Raw genomic sequence first — 22601 nt, 5'->3', positions numbered from 1 at the left:
CTAATTTCGAGGTGTTGTTGAACTAAAACGTTATAGATGACCTTTTGTTAATTTCTTCAGAAACATCTAAAAACAAACAAGATTTAGCCGTAAATTTGGAATAATATAAAAGATTTAAAATAAACCAATTATGAGTGTAATAATTAACGTTCACGCTAGACAAATTCTAGATTCAAGAGGGAATCCAACTGTTGAAGTTGATGTAGTAACTGAAAATAATATATTAGGAAGAGCTGCTGTGCCATCAGGAGCTTCAACAGGAGAACATGAGGCTGTTGAATTACGCGATGGTGGAGATACTTATATGGGTAAAGGTGTTTTAAAAGCAGTAGAAAATGTTAACACGTTAATTGCTGAAGAGTTATTAGGGGTTTCTATTTTTGAACAAAACCTTATAGATAAAATGATGATTGATTTGGATGGAACGCCAAATAAATCAAAACTTGGAGCTAATGCTATATTAGGGGTGTCATTAGCAGTAGCTAAGGCAGCTGCTAATGAATTGAATATGCCATTATACAGATATGTAGGTGGTGTTTCTGCAAATACACTTCCAGTACCAATGATGAACATCATTAATGGTGGGTCTCACTCTGATGCGCCTATCGCATTTCAAGAGTTTATGATTATGCCTGTAAAGGCAAAAACATTTACTCATGCTATGCAAATGGGTACTGAAATTTTTCATAACCTTAAAAAAGTATTGCACGATAGAGATTTAAGTACTGCAGTTGGTGATGAAGGAGGATTTGCTCCAAACTTACCTGGAGGAACTGAAGATGCTTTAGATACTATTGCAAAAGCTGTTGGAAATGCCGGTTATAAATTTGGTGACGAAGTTAAGATTGCTTTAGATTGTGCTTCAGCTGAATTCTTTGTTGACGGAAAGTATGATTACACTAAGTTTGAAGGTGATAAAGGTATGATCAGAACTTCTAAGGAGCAAGCAGAATACTTAGCTGAGTTAGCTTCTAAATACCCGATTATTTCTATTGAAGATGGTATGGATGAAAATGACTGGGAAGGTACTAAATACCTTACTGAATTAATTGGAGATAAAGTTCAATTGGTTGGTGATGATTTATTTGTGACTAATGTAGAACGTTTGTCAAGAGGAATTGATGAAGGTATTGCAAACTCAATTCTTATTAAAGTAAACCAAATTGGATCTTTAACTGAGACGATAGCTGCTGTAAACATGGCTAAAAATGCTGGTTATACTACTGTAATGTCTCACCGTTCTGGAGAAACAGAAGATAATACAATTGCAGATTTAGCAGTAGCATTAAACTGTGGTCAAATTAAAACAGGTTCGGCATCTCGAAGTGATCGTATGGCTAAATACAATCAGTTACTTCGTATAGAAGAAGAGCTTGGAGAGGTTGCTTACTTCCCGCAGGAAAATGCCTTTAAAATAAAATAAAGACAAAATTAGACTTTGTAACTAAAAGCGATTATTTTTTAATAATCGCTTTTTTTTTTGCTGCATTTATAATAATATGTTAATTCATTAAATCATTCTGTAAAATCACTAAAAATAGGTGGATATTTCGTAATTTAGCGAACCGCAAAAAAAACATAAATTCATTAATAAAGCATATGGCAAATACAGCTACAATTGAAATTGATGGTAACAAATATGAATTCCCTGTAGTTAAGGGATCAGAAAATGAAGTTGCAATTGATATTTCTAAACTAAGAGCTAACACTAACGGAGTAATTACAGTTGATCCTGGTTTTAAGAACACAGGTTCTTGTGAAAGTGGAATCACTTTCTTAGATGGAGAAAAAGGAATCTTGAGATACCGCGGTTACGCAATTGAAGATTTAGCTGATAAAGTTGACTTCTTAGAAGTAGCTTATTTATTGATTTTTGGAGAATTGCCTACTAAAGAACAGAATGATAAATTTCATGACGATATTAAAGCAGAATCTGCTGTAGATGAAGATATTAAAAAAATATTAGATGCTTTTCCTAAAGCAGCCCATCCAATGGGTGTTATTTCGTCTTTAACAAGCGCATTAACTGCTTTTAATCCGTCTTCAGTAGATGTAGATTCTGAAGCGGATATGTATAAGTCTGTTGTCAGAATTCTTGGTAAGATGCCAGTATTGGTGGCTTGGACCATGAGAAAAAAGCAAGGGCAGCCTTTAGATTACGGTGATAACTCATTAGGTTATGTTGAGAATATTTTAAAGATGATGTTTTCTAGACCTAACAGTTGTTATGTACAGAACCCGGTTTTAGTTGATGCCTTAGATAAATTATTAATACTGCATGCAGATCATGAGCAAAACTGTTCAACATCAACAGTAAGAATTGTAGGGTCTTCTCACGCTGGTTTATTTGCGTCATTATCGGCTGGTATTTCCGCTTTATGGGGACCACTTCATGGTGGGGCTAATCAAGCAGTATTAGAAATGCTGCAAGCTATTCAAGAAGATGGTGGTGATACTAAGAAATATATGGCAAAAGCTAAAGATAAAAGTGATCCTTTTAGATTAATGGGCTTTGGACATCGTGTATATAAGAATTTTGATCCACGTGCTAAAATAATCAAGAAGGCCGCTGATCAAGTGTTACATGATTTAGGTATCAATGATCCTATTTTGGAAATTGCAAAAGGACTTGAAAAAGAAGCTTTAGAAGATCCTTATTTTGTCGATAGAAAATTATACCCTAATGTAGACTTTTATTCAGGAATTATTTACAGGGCTATGGGTATTCCAACTGAAATGTTCACCGTTATGTTTGCAATAGGTCGTTTACCTGGTTGGATTGCGCAATGGAGAGAAATGCGTTTACGTAAGGAGCCTATTGGAAGACCGAGACAAGTATATATTGGTGCAACAGAAAGGAAATTTGTTCCTGTAGAAGAGCGCTAAGCAATAATATATTTTAAATAATTGTTAAGTTTCATGAAGTTTTCATGAAACTTTTCTTTTTTTAACGAATATCTACTAAGAATAATTTAATTATTATTAGTTTTGATGCCTCATAACTTTGTTAATTGTTATTTGTTTATGTTGAAATTAAATGTAAATAATGAAGTGTCGCGTTTAAGAGAAGTAGTGCTTGGTACTGCCGAAAAAAACGGACCAACTCCTAAAGTTGAAGCATGCTACGACCCTAAAAGCATTGAACATATACTAGCCGGTACCTATCCACAGGAAGTAGATATGATACGCGAAATGTCAGAGGTTGAACGCGTTTTTGAAAAATATGACGTAAAAGTATATCGCCCGGAGGTTATTCAAGATTGTAACCAAATTTTTTCAAGGGATATCGCATTTGTTATCGATGATATTATGATTGAGGCTAATATTTTACCTCATAGAGAAGCAGAAGTACACGCCATTGATTATATTTGGAATCAAGTAGCCCCTGATAAACGTATTATTTTGCCTCCTGAGTGTCATGTAGAGGGGGGAGATGTAATGCCTTGGAATGACTATGTTTTTGTTGGAACTTATTCAGGTGAAGACTATTCAAATTTTATTACGGCAAGAACCAATATGGATGCCGTAATTGCTCTTCAGGAACTGTTTCCCAATAAAACAATTAAGTCATTTGAACTACGCAAGTCAAATACTAACCCCAGAGAAAATGCATTACATTTAGATTGTTGTTTTAATCCGTTAGGAAAAGGGAAAGCTATTTTACATAAAAATGGATTCCTTAATACCGATGAATATAATTGGTTAGTTCGTTTTTTTGGACAAGAAAATATCTTTGAAATTACTAAGGAAGAAATGTATCAAATGTATAGTAATGTATTTTCTATATCAGACGATGTCATAATATCTGAGCGCAATTTCACTAGATTGAATACGTGGCTTAAAAAACAAGGGTTTATTGTTGAAGAGGTACCCTATGCTGAAATAGGTAAACAAGAAGGCTTGCTAAGATGTACGACATTACCCTTAATAAGGGATTGATTTATATAATTAAGATGACTTAGTAAAGAATAAAAAACAGACTAAGCATAAGTTTTGTGTCTTTAAGCCTTTTGAATGTGCATTAGTTAGGTTTGAAGTTTGCTTAGTTGTTATCGTTTTTAAAATTATTTTTTCATTTAAATTGTGCGACTTTAGAGTAATAATATTTGAATAATATGCAACAAGTAACTAATACTGTTTTAATGGTTCGTCCTGTAAATTTTAGGATGAATGAGCAAACTTCTGTTAATAATTATTATCAAAAGGCCTTGAAACATATTACCCCGGAAACTGTTAATGCGCACGCGCAACGGGAGTTTGACGAATATGTAAATAAACTTAGACAAATTGGTGTACAAGTTGTGGTGGTAGATGACAATAAGGAGGCCGATACCCCTGATTCTATTTTTCCAAATAACTGGGTGTCCTTCCATGCAAATGGCAATGTTGGATTGTATCCCATGTTTGCTGAAAACAGACGTTTAGAGCGAAGGGAGGATATTTTAGTAGCTCTAGAGGAAAATGGATTTATTATTAATAACATTATTGATTATACCGATGCTGAAGAGGAGGAGGTTTTCCTAGAAGGTACCGGTAGCTTGATTTTAGATCGCGTAAATAGAAAAGCCTATTGTGCCTTATCGCCACGGGCAGATGAAGATTTGTTGATTGAGTTTTGTGAAGATTTTGAGTATAGCCCAGTGATATTTACTGCAAATCAGACCGTAAATGGTGCGCGTAAAGCCATATATCATACCAATGTAATGATGTGTATAGGTGAAACTTTTGCCGTTATTTGTTTAGATAGTATCGATGATAAAAAGGAACGTAAAAATATTATCAAACATTTAAAGGAAGATGGTAAGGAAATTATCGCTATCACTGAAGCTCAAATTAATGATTTTGCTGGTAATATGTTGCAAGTAAAAGGAGTAAACGATCAATCGTACTTAATTATGAGTCAAGCAGCTTATAATTCACTCAGACCAGATCAAATTAAGGCTTTAGAAAAGCATAGTAATCTTATGTATAGCGATTTAAAAACTATTGAAACTTGTGGTGGGGGTAGTGCCCGTTGTATGATGGCAGAAGTGTTTTTACCAAGGTCTTAAGGTAATAAACGGATTTTAAGAAGAAGGTCTTGATTTTGGCAGTTGTACATAAAACGTACTACCTATTCCTGGCGTGCTCTGTACCCAGATTTTACCATTATTAAGGTCAACTAATTCCTTACAAATGGAAAGGCCAAGTCCCGTACCTTTTTCGTTATTTGTCCCCATTGTAGTATAAGAACTGCTATTAAATAGTTTGTCGATGTTAGCTTTAGAGATACCAATACCGGTATCAGCCACACTTATTATACAGCTTCCGTTGCTTATATGATTTGCTATGGTGATTTTGTCACCTGATTTACAGAATTTTAAGGCATTAGCCAGTAGGTTCTGAATTACTATTTCAAACATACTTCTGTCGGCATAGGCAAAGTCCCGTAAGGAATGATTTACTAGTGTAATGCCCTTGTTTTCCATACGTTGTTCTACAAGTTTTACTTTGTCTTCAAATACTTCTTGAATATCAAATAAACTTGGTTTTGGTTTCAAAGATTGCATTTGAGACTTAGACCAATTCAACAAATTAAATAATAGTAGCGAGGCATTATTTGCATTTTCACTTAATTCCGGAATTAAGTTGTCAAATTCTTCTCTAGAAAGTGAACCGTCCTTGAGTAAATCAATAAAACCATTAATAGAAGAAAGCGAGTCTTTAAGATCATGAGAAACAATGGAGAACAGTTTGTCTTTGACATTATTAACGTTTTCCAAATGTTTAGTTTGTTCTAGGAAAGCTTCATTTTGCAATTCAATCTTGACATTTTTCTCTTCAAGTTGCTGCATGTACTTGATATTATTATTCCGTTTCAAATAAATCAATACTAGAAACGTTGATACGATAGCTAGAGCAGCAAGTAAACCGTAAAAAATAATCTTAAAATTGTTAAGCTTCTTATTTGATGAAATGACACTCTCAGAAGAAGGTTCAGGCTTTTGTTCTGAGTTTGTCTGATTGGCGTTCTCATCAAAAATGGGTTTTAATTCTATAGGTTCAACTGATTTAGGTAATAATTTTGACTCTTTTTCCTTTAGACGATTACGCAATTCGTAGTATTGGCGTTGCCAAATAAAAGCACTATCATATCGGTTTCTTATGGAATCTAAAGACTTCATTAGCCCATAATGTTTTAGTAACTCTCTTTCGTTTCCAAGCTCCTTCGCTATTTTACCAGCCTCAAGAAGCTGTTTTTCAGCAATAGTATATCTGCCTTCCTTTATGTTTAAATCTCCTAGATAATTTAGGGCTGGTAATAAATCAACTTTGTTTTTTGTCCGTATACTTATGTTATAACCTCGTATTAAATATTTTTTTGCGTTATCATAATCATTAAACTGTAAATATTCACCACCCAATTTGGTGAAAATAGAACCTTTTACAGCATCGCTATTGGATGCTTCACTCCTTAAAACTCTCCTGTAAAAATCTATGGCCTTTCGGTGTTCCTTATTTCGTGAATACAATTCGGCCAATTTGTTATTGGACTCATATATTCCTTTGGAGTCATTTAATTCTTCTTGGACTAATAAGGCTTTTGTGTAGAATTCTATTGCTTTATCAAAGGATGCGATATTGTAATAGGCTTTAGCTAAGTTACTGTATGCTTTATTTAGTTCTGTTTTAAGACCTCTTTTTTCCAATTCATTTATGGCAGATAATGAATAATTCAGCCCCTTGCTAAAATTACCACGTTCTATTTCTAGCAAGCCTATGCTATTATTTATTCTTGTGATACCTAGAGTGTCTTTTAAGGAGGTAAATAGTCTTTTGGATTTCTGAAAGCCGCTTATCGCATTAAGGTAATCGCCTTTCTGCCCGTATATTAAGGATTTATAATAGATAGTTTTAGCAATGCCGTCTTTATAGCTAATTGCATTTGAGAGCTTTTCAATTTCTATAATGTATTTTATTGCTCTATCGTAGTCGTTAATTTCATATAGAGATTCTATGAGCTTTAATGAGGTATCCACTTTTAGGGAGTCTTGAGTTTGAAAAGCTAATTCCAAAGCAAGACTATCTATCTCATTGGATTGTGAGAATCCAAAGGAAATAGACACTAAAATTAATAAAGTAATTAGTTTCCTCATAAAACGCTTAAGTCACAATACTTAATAAAACTTTGGGGGGTTCTAAGTTTGAGGGAAAATAGAACGTATTTATTAAGTTGTAACTCTAGTTTGTTTAGTTTTCCATACGTAATGGAAGTAATAACAATACAAAATTAAAAAATGGCTAGTCAAAATCTAATTTCTAGGGTTTAATACCAATAAATTAGACGAATAGATTAACGGCAAATATAAAAGAAAAACGGCTTTTTTTTTAGAAAAATTTTCTTTGTTTCTTAGGTTTTTTGTATGTAATTAAATTGACTTGAATTTCAGACACTTGAGAAGTCTAAGCTTTTATGTTAATATTAGAATAACATAAAAAACTTCATATCTTTGCAGCCTTTAAAAACAAGAAAAATGAATCTTCTAGATACCTTAACCAACGACGTAAAACAAGCAGTGAAAGCTGGATTCAATATTGATTTAGAAACTGTTGAATTTCAGGCTACAAGAAAAGAGTTTGCTGGAGATATTACGGTAGTTGTTTTTCCAATGTTACGTTTTATTAAAGGTAATCCTGTTCAGATAGGGGAGGCTATTGGTCATTATCTTGTAGATCATGTAGAAGAAGTAAAGGCATTTAATGTAGTTAAAGGGTTTTTAAATATTGAGATTAGTGATGCTTATTATGTTTCATTTTTTGACGGGATTAAGGAGGATGAATCTTTCGGTTTTTTAAGTCCGGACCCTGCCGATAAGGCAATAATGGTTGAATATTCTTCACCAAACACCAATAAACCATTGCATTTAGGGCATGTTAGAAATAATCTTTTAGGTTATAGTGTTTCCGAAATATTGAAGGCTTCGGGAAAGAAAGTGTATAAAACACAAATTATAAATGATCGCGGTATACATATTTGTAAAAGTATGTTAGCCTGGGAAATATTTGGCAATGGAGAAACTCCTGAAAATACAGGTTTGAAAGGAGATAAATTGGTAGGTAACTATTATGTGAAATTTGATCAAGAATATAAAAAGCAGATTCAAGATTTAATAGAACAAGGCAGTAATGAAGCGGATGCTAAAAAGAATGCACCTTTATTAATTGCAGCTCAAAAGATGCTTTTAAAATGGGAAGCAGGCGATCAAGAAACGGTAGAGCTCTGGAAAAAGATGAATGGTTGGGTGTATGATGGTTTTGGTGAAACTTACAAAAATTTAGGCGTTGATTTTGATGTGCTTTATTATGAGAGTGATACCTATTTATTGGGAAAAGAATTTGTAACTGAAGGGTTGAAAACTGGTGTTTTTGAAAAAGAAGAAGATGGTTCAGTTTGGTGTGATTTAACAGATGAAGGTTTAGATAAAAAGATAGTTCAGCGTGCTGATGGTACTGCTGTTTATATGACCCAAGATATTGGTACCGCTATTCAGAGAATAAAAGACTACCCAGATGTTGGAGGTATGGTATATACTGTGGGGAATGAGCAAGATTACCATTTTCAAGTGTTGTTTTTAATTTTGAAAAAACTTGGATTCACTTGGGCTGATAATTTATATCATTTAAGCTATGGTATGGTGGATCTACCTAGTGGAAAAATGAAAAGTAGAGAGGGTACTGTTGTTGATGCTGATGATTTAATTGAGGATATGGCTACCACAGCCGAAGATATTTCAGAAGAATTAGGGAAACTGGATGGCTATTCTGAATCTGAAAAGAAGGCCCTTTACAAAACAATTGGTTTGGGAGCTTTAAAATATTATATTTTAAAAGTAGATCCAAAAAAGCGCATCTTATTTGATCCGAAGGAATCTATTGATTTTCAGGGTAACACAGGGCCCTTTATTCAATATACCTATGCTAGGATACAATCTATTTTAAGAAAAGCCGACTTAAATACAGTTGTTTCTTTTGATGGCTTAATGTTGCAGGAAAAAGAAAAGGAGCTCATTAAGCAGCTTCAATTATTCCCAGAAGTGGTGCAAAATGCCGCCGATAATCATAGTCCTGCTTTAATTGCCAATTATACTTATGACTTGGTTAAGGCTTTTAACTCGTTTTATCAAAACGTTTCAATTTTAGGCGCTGATAACGCCATCGAAAAATCCTTTAGGGTGCATTTGTCAAATACTGTCGCAAATACAATTAAAAATGCATTTGGTTTATTGGGAATTGAAGTTCCTGAAAGAATGTAAACGGTGAACTCCTGTTATTTGTTGTTATAGGGAGCGATTGCCGTTATCCAACCCTTTATATTGGTTGGTGTCCTTGAGATGAATACCCCTGTTTCTAAGTTAAATCGAAGGATTTCATTAATTGGATTTATTGTGATTATTTCATTATCGGAAACAGTTAAACAATAAGTCCCTGTGCTTTCGGTTAGATTGATTTTGCTTTCTTTTCGATTTGATAAACCTATTTTTATAACAGGGTCTTTTTCAGAATACCGTAAGTAATATAAATTATTATCATCAATTGCTATATCGGGAATATTGTATGAAGAGTTTTGTGTAGATATTTCTTCAACTGAGGTTCCGTCTTTTGTTATTTTATTGATGATTTTGTAATCAGAATAGTATAAGTGATCATTTAACAAAGCAATGCCTTCCGTTTGTATATTTTTAATTTCAGATATAATTGCACCATTTTCTGGGTCAAGTTCATAGATGGATTCATTCTCATCATTTCCTCCAATCCATAATGATTCACCGTCATAGGCCAAGGCATGAGGTGATTCTAGATTCTTGGGTAAATCAAGCTTTAATTCAATAGTTTCTGTAGTTTCATTGTAAAGATATATTCCTGGAGCTTCATAACTTTTATGCGTCAATATCCACCACTTATATTCAATGTATTCTTCGTCATTAGGATCTATAATAAGAATGTTTTCGGTTATGTCATCTAAGTCATAGTGGCATGAAGATGCAATAAATGTAAGAATGAGTAAAGTCCAAATGCTTTTTGTTGTTTTCATAAACGTTATTTCAATTGTAGACAAATTTGGAATTATTGATTAACAAGCTATATTTTGATGACTTTATGAATTTCTTTGCTGCCTCCAGATAGAATTTCAAAAAAAAACACACCGCTACTAAAACTAAATAAATTGAGGGTTACTTTACCATCAATTACAGTTTCTGTTTTGTTCATTAATAAAACACCCGATGCATTGTATATTCTAAATGATAAAGATTCAGGGGTATTAATGCCAGAAATATTAACAATATCTCTTATCGGGTTAGGGTAAACCAACCAGTTTTTATTATCTATTGAAGGGGTGTTTGTGTTTGCAACACATCCTTTTGATGTATCAAACTCAGATTTTAATATATCTTCTATCTTTAAATTAACGAAACTGTCATTTAAAGTATGATTAAAAAATGTAGCGTCAATAATAGCATTATCGGCACCAAGATAATTTTGAAGTAAGGTTGCGAACGTTTGTCTGTAATCGTATTGTACGGTCTGTATTTGATAGTTGTTGGAACTTGTAGCTTCAGTTAAATTAGGATTTGTACCCGAAACACCTCCTGCAACCGGCTTGCCAAAAACAAACATAGGGGCAATTTCTCCGTGGTCTGTACCAAGATTTCCATTCTCCTTAGCTTTTCTTCCAAATTCTGAAAAGGTAAGGCCAACGACATCATCGGCTAGATTTTGACTTTCTAAATCATTCATAAAGGCTTCCATGCTACCTGATAAGTCCGTTAGCAGGCTGTGATGTTTTCCTATGGCTTCACCAACACCTTGTACTTGTTCATTATGGGTGTCAAAACCAGAAATACGAACCATGTATACTTTTGAGCCTAAATCGCCACTAATTAAACGTGCTACAGTTTTTAGCTGATTCGATAAATCTGTATCTGGATAGCTTACATCATTGTTGCCGGAGTTAAAAGCTTTAGAAATTGATTCAGCGTAGGTGTTTGAAACGGCATCAATATTCGTTATATACTCTAATTGGTTGCCATAATCTGAATCTGGAATATTTAAAGGAGGCATGCCTCCTAAGCCACTTAATACAGAATAATAACCGGCAGGATCCTGTCCGGTAATATTTAATGATAACCCATGAGCTTCTTCAGCATGAAAGCCTAAAGAAGTTTTGTTTGAACCAATTTCTACGGCTAACGGATAATTTTCTACAACCAAATCAGGATAGTACAATTCCATAAAACGGCCCATCCAGCCTGTATCTGTTCCATTTAATAGACTGTTGCCGTCGTTTCCCGTTAAATATAAATCGGTAGACTTAAAATGACTTTTATTTTGTGAAGGATAACCCACGGATTGCATGATTCTTAACCAGCTTTTATCGTAGAGTGATTTAAGTCCTGTAAGTGCTGGGTTTAAACCAATTTGTTGGTTATCCGGTAACGTCCTATCTAAGGTAATATACTTATTTATACCTGAAATTGGTACTTTTATCGTAGGTCTTAAATTGCTATAAATGTCATATTGGTTCAAGGGTATAATAGTATTTAAACCATCATTAGCACCCGCTAAATTGATGAGTACTAGCTTTCTATTTGAAATGTCAGGACAACTCGTATAAGGCATAAATGATTTCATTGCCGCTTGTAATTCAAAAGGTGTAAGCGCAATAGCTGTAGCAGCTGATGATAATTTTATAAAATGTCTTCTTTTCATGTTGTCAAGGCTTACATTAATTGAAATTCTGCTGCATTAATCATAGCAATAATTAGAGCATTTAAACGGGTTTTTACAGTAGTCTCATCATTATTAGATAGATACTTATTCCATGTTCCGGTCCAGTAGTAATCAGGAAAACCTTCATCAATTAAAAAACTTTTGAAGTAATTTGTTCTATCGTCATCAATACTCTCGGGATATAATAGGTCGGCGATTTCAGTAATTAGTAAATTTGGATCTGCAGCATTTACAATCTTATTTTTAACAAAAGTAACAGCGTCTAGATGCGCATAAATATTGCCTCCTGAAATCGTGTTTTTACCTTCAATTAAGCTTTCAATAAGTTTATACCTGCCAATAAGGGTGTTTGAGCCAAACCAATTTCTGTCAAAACCTGGTTGTTGATAGTATGCAGGGTAGCCAGCTACTTCATCAGGATTGAAAAATTCCATCCCTGCAGCAGGGAAATATTTGTTATGTATAAAATAATGAAAGAAATTTCTATAATAAAATAAGGCATTATTGGTAGGGTCGGGATATTCAACTTCAAACATTGAACATACTTCTGAGAGTAATTGCAATGGACTCTTTATGATGCCACCAATAATATTATCGGTAGCATTACTGTCATCGGTATCATAAAAATGTTCACTAGAAAGTAGTGTAGTTACAACTGGTAATATCTCATAATCATTGGCTATAAGAATTTCGGCTAGAGGTGTAATGATATCTGTTTCTACTTGTTCATTCCAGTGACTTTTTACAAAATATCTATAGAGTTTTCTACAATAGGCTTTGGCTGTTTCTGGTTGAGCAAAAACCATTTCAACAAAATCTTCTAATTCATCCAATATGCCAAGTTCTGTGTCTTTTCCAGAAATTACTTGATTCCCAAATGCAGAGCTGAATATTTTATCATCAGTGTCGTGTTGATTTACATTTATATACCCCATGGGTATATTAGTGTCTGTATCAATATCCGTTCTTTCAGGACGTTTTTTTATACCAGAAAACACTTTTGCAGCTTGTTGTATATCAGATTCGGTATAATTGGTATAATTATCTGGTCCAATTTGTTCGCCCTTTAAAACAGTGAAAAGCTCTAAATATTCGCGAGCATAATTTTCATTTGGATTATTCTTATTGTTTTGTGTGTTATCTAGATAATCCAGCATCCCGTTATCTAATGTGATTTTTTTTGCTAAAGTTTTAATATTTCCTAGAGCATAAAAATCTAATAAATTGATATGATCAAAAAAGTAAGTGGCTGAACCTACTCCCGTATCCTTTCCAACGACAAAGCTTGTGTGCATGAAGAAAGATAGTTTGTGTTTAAGCGTTGTTTGTTGCATAGCATTATGCCACCACCAAGCAGTTACTTGTGCTCGTTTTCTGCCTTGCCCTTCAAAAGAATTTGGGAGTTCAGGTGAAAAGGTCCAAAACCCATCAGGATTATCGCCTGGTAATGGATCGTATGGTGCTGATAATGCATTGGCAGACGCTTGTGTCAAACTATTTACAGCAGCTATGGCAGGCATACCCACAAAAGTATCTATCTGCTCCTTAGTATACGTAAAACTAGCACGTCTGAGTAGGTGTTTTGCCTTTCGCAAATCTAAATTTGAACTAAGTGGATTAAGAGATGCCATATTTTGTTTTTCTGAGTAAAGTAAAAAAAAGAAAAAATCGAGTTGCTAAAATACTTGGTTTTTCGAAAAAAACAAGCTTTTAATCGGTAAAAATGGTATTTCATAGATTTTAGTAAGTTATGACTTACAATATTAAAAAAACAATAAATTAGATTTCAATTGTGGTTTTTTCATTTTCAATTCGCAAATTATGGTAGGAACTTTGAATAAAAAATATAGAATAGAGTGATATTAGTTTTATAGGTTAACTAAGTCCTATGGGTAATGTAAACTAGATACTTGTAATCGAAAAAAATCAATTAAATAACTGAAGGGTTGAAAACTGGTGTTTTTGAAAAAGAAGAAGATGGTTCAGTTTGGTGTGATTTAACAGATGAAGGTTTAGATAAAAAGATTGTTCAGCGTGCTGATGGTACCGCTATTCAGAGAATAAAAGACTACCCGGATGTTGGAGGTATGCTATATACTCTAGGTAATGAACAAGATTACCATTTTCAAGTGTTGTTTTTAATTTTGAAAAAACTTGGATTCACTAGGGCTGATAATTTATATCATTTAAGCTATGTTATGGTGGATTTACCTAGTGGAAAAATGAAAAGTAGAGAGGTTACTATGGTTGATGCTGATGATTTAATTGAGGATATGTCTACCACAGCCGAAGATATTTCAGAAGAACTAGGGAAACTGGATGGTTATTCTGAATCTGAAAAGAAGGCATTGGTTAAGGCCTTTAACTCTTTTTATCAAAATGTTTCAATTTTAGGCGCTGATAACGCCATCGAAAAATCCTTTAGGGTGCATTTGTCAAATACTGTAGCAAATACAATTAAAAATGCGTTTGGTTTATTGGGAATTGAAGTTCCTGAAAGAATGTAATTTACCTGTTATAAATTATACGTTTTCTTAAAATAGGGTTCTGAATTATTAATTCTGAATATACTGCACTCAGCAAAAGAGCTAAGGTTCCACTCTGAATCGTATCTTTTTATTTGGCCTGTACTCAGTTTATGTTCATCGGTAAATATCGCGCCTTTTAGTTCCTTTTTATCTAGTTGAGCAAACGGGTTATTTATAAAAAAATACTGAACATGTTCTGAAAGGGTATTGGTTCGTATAATAAAACCTCTTCTGCCTTGATTGACAAATTTAGAACCTAATTTTTTTTGTATTGTAATACACCATCCGAGATAAATGCTCGTGATAATCCCATGTTCATTGTGTTATAACCTTTTTTAGTTAAATAATCAGATGAGAAGAAATATGTTGCAGCAATAGCGCCGTATTTCCAATATGAAGTGTCGCCATGCAATATACCAGAAGACCATAATCTAGGGGTATCGTCCTGCATTAGAATTACAATACCTGCGATATCCTTATTTTCCATTTTAATCATGAGTAGTATTCCTTCATGATTCTTAATTTTATCTATCATACTTTCATAATTCATTGGAATGGTTCTTTCCTCATGCCTTGATTGAACTGTTGGCAAATACATAGAATAATAAAAATGATGACACTTTTCAATTGAATTAGCAACCTCGTAGCTGAGATTATTTTTTCTAATCCGCCTCATATCGTCCTTTGCAGATCTACTTGTTGGTTTTAAAGGGAGATTTACTGTACTTGTTAACCACATCGGAACAAAAAAGTCTTTTCGTCTCTTAAAAAAAACCTTATGAAAAATATGCCCTTCTATGAAAACCATATCAAACTTGTTTTTTGACTTATTTAGAAAAAAGTAAAGTGACCACAAAGAATGTTTACCAAGAAATTGGTGTTCGCATTCAGAATTAAAAACAATTTGGGCAATATAATTTTTTTGTTTTTCGTTTCCGATAAAAACAATTTCTATGGACTCCTCAGAAGAACCGCTTGAACCTTTTAAAATCCATGTATTTATTTGAGAAAACTCAGTTAATACACTATTTATTTTTTTTAGTATGGACATAAAAGGTAATTCTAAAATTTAAGGAAAAAGCTATTACTTACATTAAATATACTGTAATTCCATTTAATTGTAAAAACATTGTTGTTATGCGGTGACTAGCTGGTTTTAATTAAAAATTATTATTAGAAGCGGAGGTAAATAAAAAGTTTTCTTTACAAAGGCCAATAATTTTATTTTAGCAACTTTTTATGTCTTTACTTTTGTTTGACGATGTTTCTATAATAGCAAGCAAATCACTAAATTTGCACTTTCCAAAATTTGAATAACTTATTATGTTTAATAATTTAAGTGATAAATTAGATAAAGCTTTACACGTTCTGAAGGGACATGGTAGTATTACAGAAGTTAATGTTGCCGAAACACTTAAGGAGGTAAGGCGAGCACTTTTAGATGCCGATGTTAATTTTAAGATAGCAAAACAGTTTACGCAAACCGTTAAAGAGAAAGCCTTAGGTCAAAACGTATTAACTACGTTACAACCAGGACAGTTAATGGTGAAAATTGTTAAGGATGAATTAACACAGCTTATGGGAGGTGATGCTGAAGGTATTAATCTTTCAGGAACGCCAAGTGTTATTTTAATGTCTGGTTTACAGGGTTCTGGTAAAACAACATTTTCAGGAAAACTTGCTAATTATTTAAAAAATAAAAAAACAAAGAAACCTTTATTAGTTGCTTGTGATGTATATCGCCCAGCAGCGATAGATCAATTACATGTAGTTGGTGAGCAAATTGGTGTTGAGGTTTTTAGTGATAGAGGAAATAATGATCCTGTTGCTATTTCTCAAGCTGCATTAGCACACGCCAAGGCGAATGGATTTAATGTGGTAATTATTGATACCGCGGGGCGTTTGGCAGTTGATGAAGTTATGATGACCGAAATATCAAATATTCATAAAGCCATTCAGCCGCAAGAAACCTTATTTGTTGTGGATTCCATGACAGGGCAAGATGCTGTGAATACAGCAAAAGCTTTTAATGATGTCTTGAATTTTGATGGTGTAATTCTGACGAAATTAGATGGTGATACCCGCGGTGGTGCTGCCATTTCTATTAAGTCAGTGGTTAACAAGCCCATTAAATTTATTGGTACAGGCGAGAAAATGGAAGCTATTGATGTGTTCTATCCATCACGTATGGCAGACCGTATTCTCGGGATGGGAGATGTTGTGTCTTTAGTAGAGCGTGCTCAAGAACAATTTGATGAGGAAGAGGCTAGAAAACTTCAAAAGAAAATAGCCAAGAATCAATTTGGTTTTGATGATTTCTTAAAGCAAATTCAGCAGATTAAGAAAATGGGGAATATGAAAGACCTTATGGGTATGATTCCTGGTGCTGGAAAAATGATGAAAGATATTGATATAGATGATGATGCTTTTAAAGGTATTGAGGCTATTATTCACTCTATGACGCCTAAAGAGCGTACAAATCCTTCAGTTTTAAATGCAAGTAGAAAGAAACGTGTAGCTAAAGGTTCTGGAACCTCAGTACAAGAAGTGAATCAACTTTTAAAGCAGTTCAATCAAATGAGTAAAATGATGAAGATGATGCAAGGTGGAGGCGGCAAAAAGATGATGCAAATGATGCAGAATATGCGTTAATCTTACAAATTTCATTTTTAATCTTATAAAGTCCACTTAATGACAATCTTAGACGGTAAAAAAGTAAGTAACGATATTAAAGAAGAGATTGCTGACCATGTAAAGGCAATGGTTTCTAACGGGGAGAAAGTACCACATCTTGCCGCTATTCTAGTAGGTTCAGACGGGGCGAGTATGACTTACGTGAATGCAAAAGTAAAAGCATGCCAGCGTATTGGGTTTAACTCTACACTTATTGAATTACCAGAGTATACCTCAGAAGAGGAATTGCTAGAAAAAATAAATGACTTAAATACTAATGATGATATTGACGGCTTTATAGTGCAGTTGCCCTTACCCGATCAAATTGACGAGCAAAAGGTACTGATGGCTGTAGACCCTGATAAGGATGTGGATGGCTTTCATCCTGTCAATGTTGGGCGAATGGCTTTAGATTTACCTACTTTTCTGCCAGCAACCCCGTACGGTATTCTTGAGCTATTGGAACGGTACCAAGTAGAAACTTCTGGAAAAAACGTTGTTGTGATGGGCAGAAGCCATATTGTGGGGCGTCCAATGAGTATTTTAATGAGTCAGAAACGAAAGGCAGGAGATGCTACAGTAACAGTGGTTCATAGTCGTACTAAGAATTTAGAATCTATTACTAAAGAGGCTGATATTATTGTTGCTGCCATTGGTATTTCTGAATTTTTAACTGGTGAGATGGTTAAAGATGATGTAGTGATTATTGATGTGGGAATCACACGTGTTCCTGATGCTACCAAAAAAAATGGATATAGATTAGCTGGTGATGTTGAGTTTGAAAGCGTTAGTAAAAAAGCCAGTTATATTACGCCCGTTCCCGGAGGTGTAGGACCTATGACCATTGCCATGTTACTAAAAAACACCTTGCTTGCCAGAGAAAGGCATAATCAGTAAAATGTATAATATTTAACTAAATTGCATTATGAGTTTTTTAATTCACAATGCAATTTTTTTATTTCACAGGGTTGTTTTTGGAAGTGTTGAGCACCTAGTGCCTATTCTTTTATTTGTTCTATTTGGTGTCTATCTAATTCGTTATGCTAAAAGAAAATGGGCGCCTAAAAAACAATGGAAAGTACTGAATGGGTTAGCCTGTCTTATTAGCGCCGTTCTTATTCTATTCCATTTAAACAAAATGCTTTTCGGTACCTATTCATTCACTACCGATTTACCGCTTTATCTTTGCAGTCTGTTGGGGCTAATTATTCCTGTATTTACGTATTACAAAAAATATTGGATGTATGAATTACTGTTGTTTTGGATTATAGGCGGAACATTGCAAGGTGTTTTAACGCCTGATATTCAAGAAGGGTTTCCCAGTTTTGACTATTTTAGATATTGGACGGTACACTTAGGCTTATTAATTATAATATTTTATGCCACTTTCGTTTTTGACTACAGGCCCAAACTAAAAAGTGTATTTAAGTCGTTTTTCGCTTTTCAAGTGTATATATTGATGATGGTTATTATAAATAGTGTAATGAACGCAAATTATTTTTATTTAAATGAAAAACCGGTATCGGCATCTCTACTTGATTATTTTGGAGAGTGGCCTATGTATGTGCTGGTTGTTCAAATTATAATAATACCATATTTTTTATTGATTTATCTTCCCTTTTTTATTTGTAGTAATAGGAAGACTATTTAGCAAATAACTGATCCATGTCTTTAAAGGCCTTAAACTCAAGAGCATTTCCAGAAGGATCATAAAAAAACATAGTGGCCTGTTCGCCAGGTAAGCCTTTAAACCTAATATAGGGTTCAATTACAAAGTGTATCTTTTTACTTTCTAAAGCTTTGGCAAGGGCATGAAAGTCCTGCCAAGAAAGCACAACTCCAAAATGAGGTACAGGAACGTCTTTACCGTCTACAGGATTGGTGTGAAGTTCTTCTGATTGTGTTTTTGGTTTATAGTGAATTACCAATTGATGTCCAAAAAAATTAAAGTCTACCCAGTGGTCACTACTTCTGCCTTCTTCGCAACCTAAGACATCTCTGTAGAACACACGACAATGGTCTAGGTTATAAACAGGTATTGCTAAGTGAAAGGGTTGTGGCATAATTAGTTGTTTTTCGGTCTGTTTTTTTTGCTAGAACGCGTTTCGTATACCTTTGTAGAATGGCTGATTAGTGCATTAAGTTCTTTAAATTCATCTTCGGTTAATTCACGATATTCACCAATGGGCATGTCCAATTTAATATTCATAATTCTAACACGCTGCAAAGTTTGTACTTCATAGTTGAGGTAACTGCACATTCTACGAATTTGCCTGTTTAAGCCTTGGGTGAGTATAATTTTGAATTTGTAAGTACTTAGCTTTTCAACCTTACATTTTTTTGTTTTTTTACCAAGATCTTCAATATAAATACCTCCTGCCATACGTTCAACAAACGTTTGCGAAATGGGCTTATCTACTGTAACAATATATTCCTTTTCATGGTTGTTACTTGCTCTAAGAATTTTATTTACTATATCACCATCATCTGTTAAAAGAATCAAACCTTCACTAGGCTTATCTAATCTGCCTATTGGAAAAATACGTTTAGGATAATTTAAGTAATCAATGATATTATCTTTTTCTACCGAGGTGTCTGTTGTACAAACAATACCTATAGGTTTATTAAAGGCAAGATAAACAAAGGCTGCTTTTGTGTTTTTAATAACTTCCCCATCCACGGCTACAACATCACTAGGTGCTATTTTTGTTCCCATTTCTGGCACAATACCATTAATTGTAACTCTTCCCGCATCAATTAGTTTATCGGCTTCACGTCTAGAACAATAGCCAACTTCACTTAAAAATTTATTGATACGTTTTAATTGCTGTTTTTCCATACGTCAAAAATACAAAAGTTAGGCCTTAAGAAAGTTTAAAATGGATTTATATACTTTGTCAGATTTTAATCGATGTCCTAAACCAATGGTTTTAATTAATTCAGAGTTTTTATAGGCTCTATGAATATCAAGGGCCTCTTTGTATGAAATAATGTTATCCCTTCGGTCATGAATGATAAGCCCTTTTGGTTCAATATTCTTGTAAAAATTCTCTACGCAATAGTATTCTGGTAAATGGTTGAAGTGTTTTAAATAATAACGATTTATAGCCTTATGCACTTTGTTATTATAGTTCATTATTGAGACATAATTGCGAACAGAGATATCCAGGTTGGACGGCGCGCCCAGTAATACGAGCTTTTTAATGGTGGGTAGTTTATAGTTGGTTAAGGCAATCGCAGATGCAGTGCCACCAACGGAATGACCAATAAGAATACTCGGTTGAAACTTAAGGACGACTTCATGAATGCACTCAGAATATAAAGGGGCGTTAAATATTTTATTGCCTGAGGCTCCATGGGCTGGGGCATCTATAGAAATAATGTTGTAGTCCTGTTGTTTTAAGCGCTCTATAAGGTCTTTCCATCTAAAGGAATTACTGTCCCATCCATGAACAAGTAAAACAGTCGCTTTTTTTCCTGACCACTGATAGGTTTTAATTAAAAAATCGTTAACCTCAACATCGTTTTGATTGGCAGTGTCTAAATAGGTTTTTGCCTCCTCATTTAATTGGGCATCTCTTGGCGTGGAGAATAGCAGTACTGCTAATTTAGCGGTATAACTCGGGGCAAAATGACTTAAAAAGTTTAAAGAAACGCTTATTAACTTAGGAAGATATTCTTTCATTTATTCTTCTCTGTTAACCAAATCCATGGAAAAAGCTGGAGTGCATATGGCAATATATTCACAGACTTCTGGAAAGGGATTGGAGTATTGCACCCTTGTGTTTTTCTCAATTTTTATGGACTGTCCTGCCTCTAAAACGATAGTTTCTCCTTCTATAATAAACTGTTTTTTGCCGCGAATGATAACCGTGAATTCATCAAATTCAGGGGTTTGGAAAGGTTCACTCCATCCAGCCGGGGCTTTCATGTGTGCAATACTAATTGCTGAGTTTCCATCAGTGGCATTTCCAAAATGCTCCTTTATAGATTTACCATCTGTTGTTGGAACAACAAATGGATTATTTTGAATGGTATATGTTTTCTTCATCAATCTTATTCAGCTAAAGCTTTAATGCTGATCCTTTAGTGGTTTTTTCTTTATCATACCGCCACGTAAATCTTTTACAATGCCCATAATTATAAAGGCTTTTCTGTCTATTTTGTCAATTTCTGTTTGAAGTCTAGCCAGTTCTAATCGGGTTACTACGGTGTAAATAATATCTTTCTTTTGACTTTCTCCACTAGTTCCATAACCTCCTTTTCCCGCATAAATGGTACAGGCTCTGCGCAACTTTTGGGTAAGCATTATTCGCATTTCTTTATGCTGGTTTGAAATAATGGTCACGCCAACATACTCTTCAACACCATCAACTACAAAATCTACTGTTTTACCCGCAGCTAAATAGGTCAGCATGGCATACAGTGCAGTTTCGATAGAAAGAATATAGGCGCCAGCAGAAAAAATGACAATATTAATAAGTAATAAAACATCACCTATAGTGAGTGATAATTTTCTACCTAAAAAAATAGCGAGGACCTCAGTACCATCAATAACACTGCCGCCGCGCATAGACATTCCAATACCAAAGCCTAGAAAGAAGCCGCCAAATACAGCTATTAGTAATTTGTCATCTGTAACTGTTGGATAATGTATAAAATGCACCACGATAGCTAACATGGAAATAGCGATAATACTTTTTATTGCAAATTTTTTACCAATGGTTTTTGATGCAAGGATTACAAATGGCAGGTTAACTAAAATAAGAAGGATGCCCAGGTTTAAGGACGTCATGTTTTCTAATAAAAGCGAAATACCTGTAGCGCCCCCATCTATAAAGCTGTTAGGAAGCAAAAAGCCTTTTAATCCAAAACCAGCAGAAAAGACACCAATAATAATATAAAGATATTCCTGTAAGGCGTGTCTTAGTTCAACTTGAAAATTTCTTACCAAAGGCACTATTTCTTTTTGACTAACTGGCTGGTTAGCTTGTTTTCGTTCAAGCTTGTTTTTAGCTATTTTAACGAGTAACCTTGATAAGATTGGATTCATATAGGCGTTGTATTAATTATCCCAACTCACAAAAAAGTACTTTATTTTGGCTTCATCGGGAATGTGGGTCGCTTCAAATTTTAGATTCATATCAAATCTTAAATTGGCAGGAAGTTCTTTTTTGTCAATAGTAAAACTAGCATTAATGTCATCAACAGCAACAACAACGGAGTTGATTAGGTTGCTCATTCGTGATATTTTATATTGAGCTTGAATGTCTTTAAACGTGCTTAAGGTGCTAATGTTTTCTGCCGTTTTGTATCGGTCATCTAAGACTCTTACCGTACTAATAGTTGACGTAGAGTCTAAAACATATTTTGGTGTTAGTGATAATAACTTTTTTCCACCTTTTTCAAATATTTGAATGTTGTTAGTGTTTCCAATAAACTCATCTCCAGCAATGTATTTTACAACGGAATCATTTGAAAAGATACTTTCTAGATCTTTAACTTGAGTAGAATCTGTTAAAAGACCAATATGCTGTTTGGAAATCTCAAATGGATTCTGAGTTTTAGTACAGCTTGTAAATAAAATAGTTGAGGCAATAATGCCTAAAATTAAATGGCGCATAAAAATAG

At 34.0% G+C, this 22601-nt stretch carries 19 protein-coding genes and 1 pseudogene; 9 read left to right on the top strand and 11 right to left on the bottom strand.

Annotation, left to right across the window (positions count from 1 at the left end):
- Window positions 1–130: 130 nt before the first annotated feature.
- The 4 genes from eno to ctlX all read left to right on the top strand — a co-directional run bounded on the left by eno (window position 131) and on the right by ctlX (window position 5051).
- Complete coding sequence (eno, locus tag IE051_RS07825; RefSeq protein WP_189360226.1) at window positions 131–1423, top strand: phosphopyruvate hydratase; 1293 nt, start codon at window positions 131–133, stop codon at window positions 1421–1423.
- 176 nt (window positions 1424–1599) lie between these two features.
- Window positions 1600–2886, top strand: a complete 1287-nt coding sequence (locus IE051_RS07820) for a citrate synthase (protein ID WP_189360225.1) — start codon at window positions 1600–1602, stop codon at window positions 2884–2886.
- Window positions 2887–3024: 138 nt separating this feature from the next.
- Entirely contained in the window at window positions 3025–3939 is a 915-nt protein-coding gene (locus IE051_RS07815; protein WP_189360224.1) for a dimethylarginine dimethylaminohydrolase family protein, read from the top strand.
- Between the two features lie 176 nt (window positions 3940–4115).
- On the top strand, window positions 4116–5051 hold the full coding sequence (ctlX, locus tag IE051_RS07810) for a citrulline utilization hydrolase CtlX (RefSeq protein ID WP_189360223.1): 936 nt from the start codon (window positions 4116–4118) through the stop codon (window positions 5049–5051).
- Between the two features lie 15 nt (window positions 5052–5066).
- Here the strand turns inward: ctlX and IE051_RS07805 are convergent, their stop codons facing one another.
- Window positions 5067–7136, bottom strand: coding sequence for a tetratricopeptide repeat-containing sensor histidine kinase (locus IE051_RS07805; protein ID WP_189360222.1), 2070 nt, complete (start codon window positions 7134–7136; stop codon window positions 5067–5069).
- Window positions 7137–7514: 378 nt separating this feature from the next.
- Here IE051_RS07805 and argS (IE051_RS07800) point away from each other — a divergent pair, with 378 nt between their 5' ends.
- On the top strand, window positions 7515–9293 hold the full coding sequence (gene argS, locus IE051_RS07800; protein WP_189360221.1) for an arginine--tRNA ligase: 1779 nt from the start codon (window positions 7515–7517) through the stop codon (window positions 9291–9293).
- A 14-nt stretch (window positions 9294–9307) separates the two neighbouring features.
- Here argS (IE051_RS07800) and IE051_RS07795 read toward each other — a convergent pair whose 3' ends face one another.
- Genes IE051_RS07795 through IE051_RS07785 form a run of 3 tightly spaced genes read right to left on the bottom strand, consistent with a single transcriptional unit; the run spans window position 9308 to window position 13400 of the window.
- Entirely contained in the window at window positions 9308–10072 is a 765-nt protein-coding gene (locus IE051_RS07795; protein ID WP_189360220.1) for a hypothetical protein, read from the bottom strand.
- Between the two features lie 47 nt (window positions 10073–10119).
- Window positions 10120–11748: a DUF1501 domain-containing protein gene (locus IE051_RS07790; RefSeq protein ID WP_189360219.1), complete on the bottom strand. Its 1629-nt coding sequence runs from the start codon at window positions 11746–11748 to the stop codon at window positions 10120–10122.
- Window positions 11749–11759: 11 nt separating this feature from the next.
- Window positions 11760–13400, bottom strand: coding sequence for a DUF1800 domain-containing protein (locus IE051_RS07785; RefSeq protein WP_189360218.1), 1641 nt, complete (start codon window positions 13398–13400; stop codon window positions 11760–11762).
- A gap of 303 nt (window positions 13401–13703) precedes the next feature.
- Here IE051_RS07785 and argS (IE051_RS07780) point away from each other — a divergent pair.
- Window positions 13704–14276, top strand: a pseudogene (gene argS / locus IE051_RS07780) (arginine--tRNA ligase domain-containing protein); the annotation flags it as partial.
- Between the two features lie 277 nt (window positions 14277–14553).
- Here the strand turns inward: argS (IE051_RS07780) and IE051_RS07775 are convergent.
- Window positions 14554–15348, bottom strand: coding sequence for a BTB/POZ domain-containing protein (locus IE051_RS07775; protein WP_189360217.1), 795 nt, complete (start codon window positions 15346–15348; stop codon window positions 14554–14556).
- A gap of 272 nt (window positions 15349–15620) precedes the next feature.
- On the opposite strand from IE051_RS07775, the gene ffh reads away from it, so the two are divergent.
- From ffh to IE051_RS07760, 3 genes are read left to right on the top strand one after another with little or no spacing between them, the layout of a single operon-like run.
- Window positions 15621–16949 carry a signal recognition particle protein gene (gene ffh / locus IE051_RS07770; protein ID WP_189360216.1) on the top strand — a complete coding sequence of 443 codons (1329 nt, stop codon included), beginning with the start codon at window positions 15621–15623 and terminating at the stop codon, window positions 16947–16949.
- A 39-nt stretch (window positions 16950–16988) separates the two neighbouring features.
- Complete coding sequence (folD, locus tag IE051_RS07765; protein WP_189360215.1) at window positions 16989–17867, top strand: bifunctional methylenetetrahydrofolate dehydrogenase/methenyltetrahydrofolate cyclohydrolase FolD; 879 nt, start codon at window positions 16989–16991, stop codon at window positions 17865–17867.
- A gap of 28 nt (window positions 17868–17895) precedes the next feature.
- The gene (locus IE051_RS07760; protein ID WP_189360214.1) at window positions 17896–18621 is read left to right on the top strand and encodes a YwaF family protein; all 726 of its coding nucleotides are present in this window, start codon (window positions 17896–17898) and stop codon (window positions 18619–18621) included.
- Here the strand turns inward: IE051_RS07760 and IE051_RS07755 are convergent.
- From IE051_RS07755 to IE051_RS07730, 6 genes are read right to left on the bottom strand one after another with little or no spacing between them, the layout of a single operon-like run.
- Window positions 18614–19033 (bottom strand): VOC family protein, encoded by a 420-nt coding sequence (locus IE051_RS07755; RefSeq protein WP_189360213.1) that lies wholly within the window; start codon window positions 19031–19033, stop codon window positions 18614–18616. The two genes, IE051_RS07760 and IE051_RS07755, sit on opposite strands and share 8 nt — an antisense overlap.
- 2 nt (window positions 19034–19035) lie before the next feature.
- Window positions 19036–19809 (bottom strand): 23S rRNA pseudouridine(2604) synthase RluF, encoded by a 774-nt coding sequence (gene rluF, locus IE051_RS07750; RefSeq protein WP_189360212.1) that lies wholly within the window; start codon window positions 19807–19809, stop codon window positions 19036–19038.
- Between the two features lie 18 nt (window positions 19810–19827).
- A complete protein-coding gene (locus tag IE051_RS07745) occupies window positions 19828–20655 on the bottom strand; it encodes an alpha/beta fold hydrolase (RefSeq protein ID WP_189360211.1) in 828 nt (275 codons plus the stop codon).
- Complete coding sequence (locus IE051_RS07740) at window positions 20656–21021, bottom strand: cupin domain-containing protein (RefSeq protein WP_189360210.1); 366 nt, start codon at window positions 21019–21021, stop codon at window positions 20656–20658.
- Between the two features lie 21 nt (window positions 21022–21042).
- The gene (locus IE051_RS07735) at window positions 21043–22023 is read right to left on the bottom strand and encodes a YitT family protein (RefSeq protein ID WP_189360209.1); all 981 of its coding nucleotides are present in this window, start codon (window positions 22021–22023) and stop codon (window positions 21043–21045) included.
- A 12-nt stretch (window positions 22024–22035) separates the two neighbouring features.
- Window positions 22036–22593: a hypothetical protein gene (locus IE051_RS07730; RefSeq protein WP_189360208.1), complete on the bottom strand. Its 558-nt coding sequence runs from the start codon at window positions 22591–22593 to the stop codon at window positions 22036–22038.
- Window positions 22594–22601: the final 8 nt, after the last annotated feature.

Origin of the sequence: Algibacter mikhailovii, assembly GCF_014651495.1 — a bacterium.
Classification (GTDB): Bacteria; Bacteroidota; Bacteroidia; order Flavobacteriales; family Flavobacteriaceae; genus Algibacter_E; species Algibacter_E mikhailovii.
This window is presented reverse-complemented; position numbering and strand designations above follow the sequence as displayed.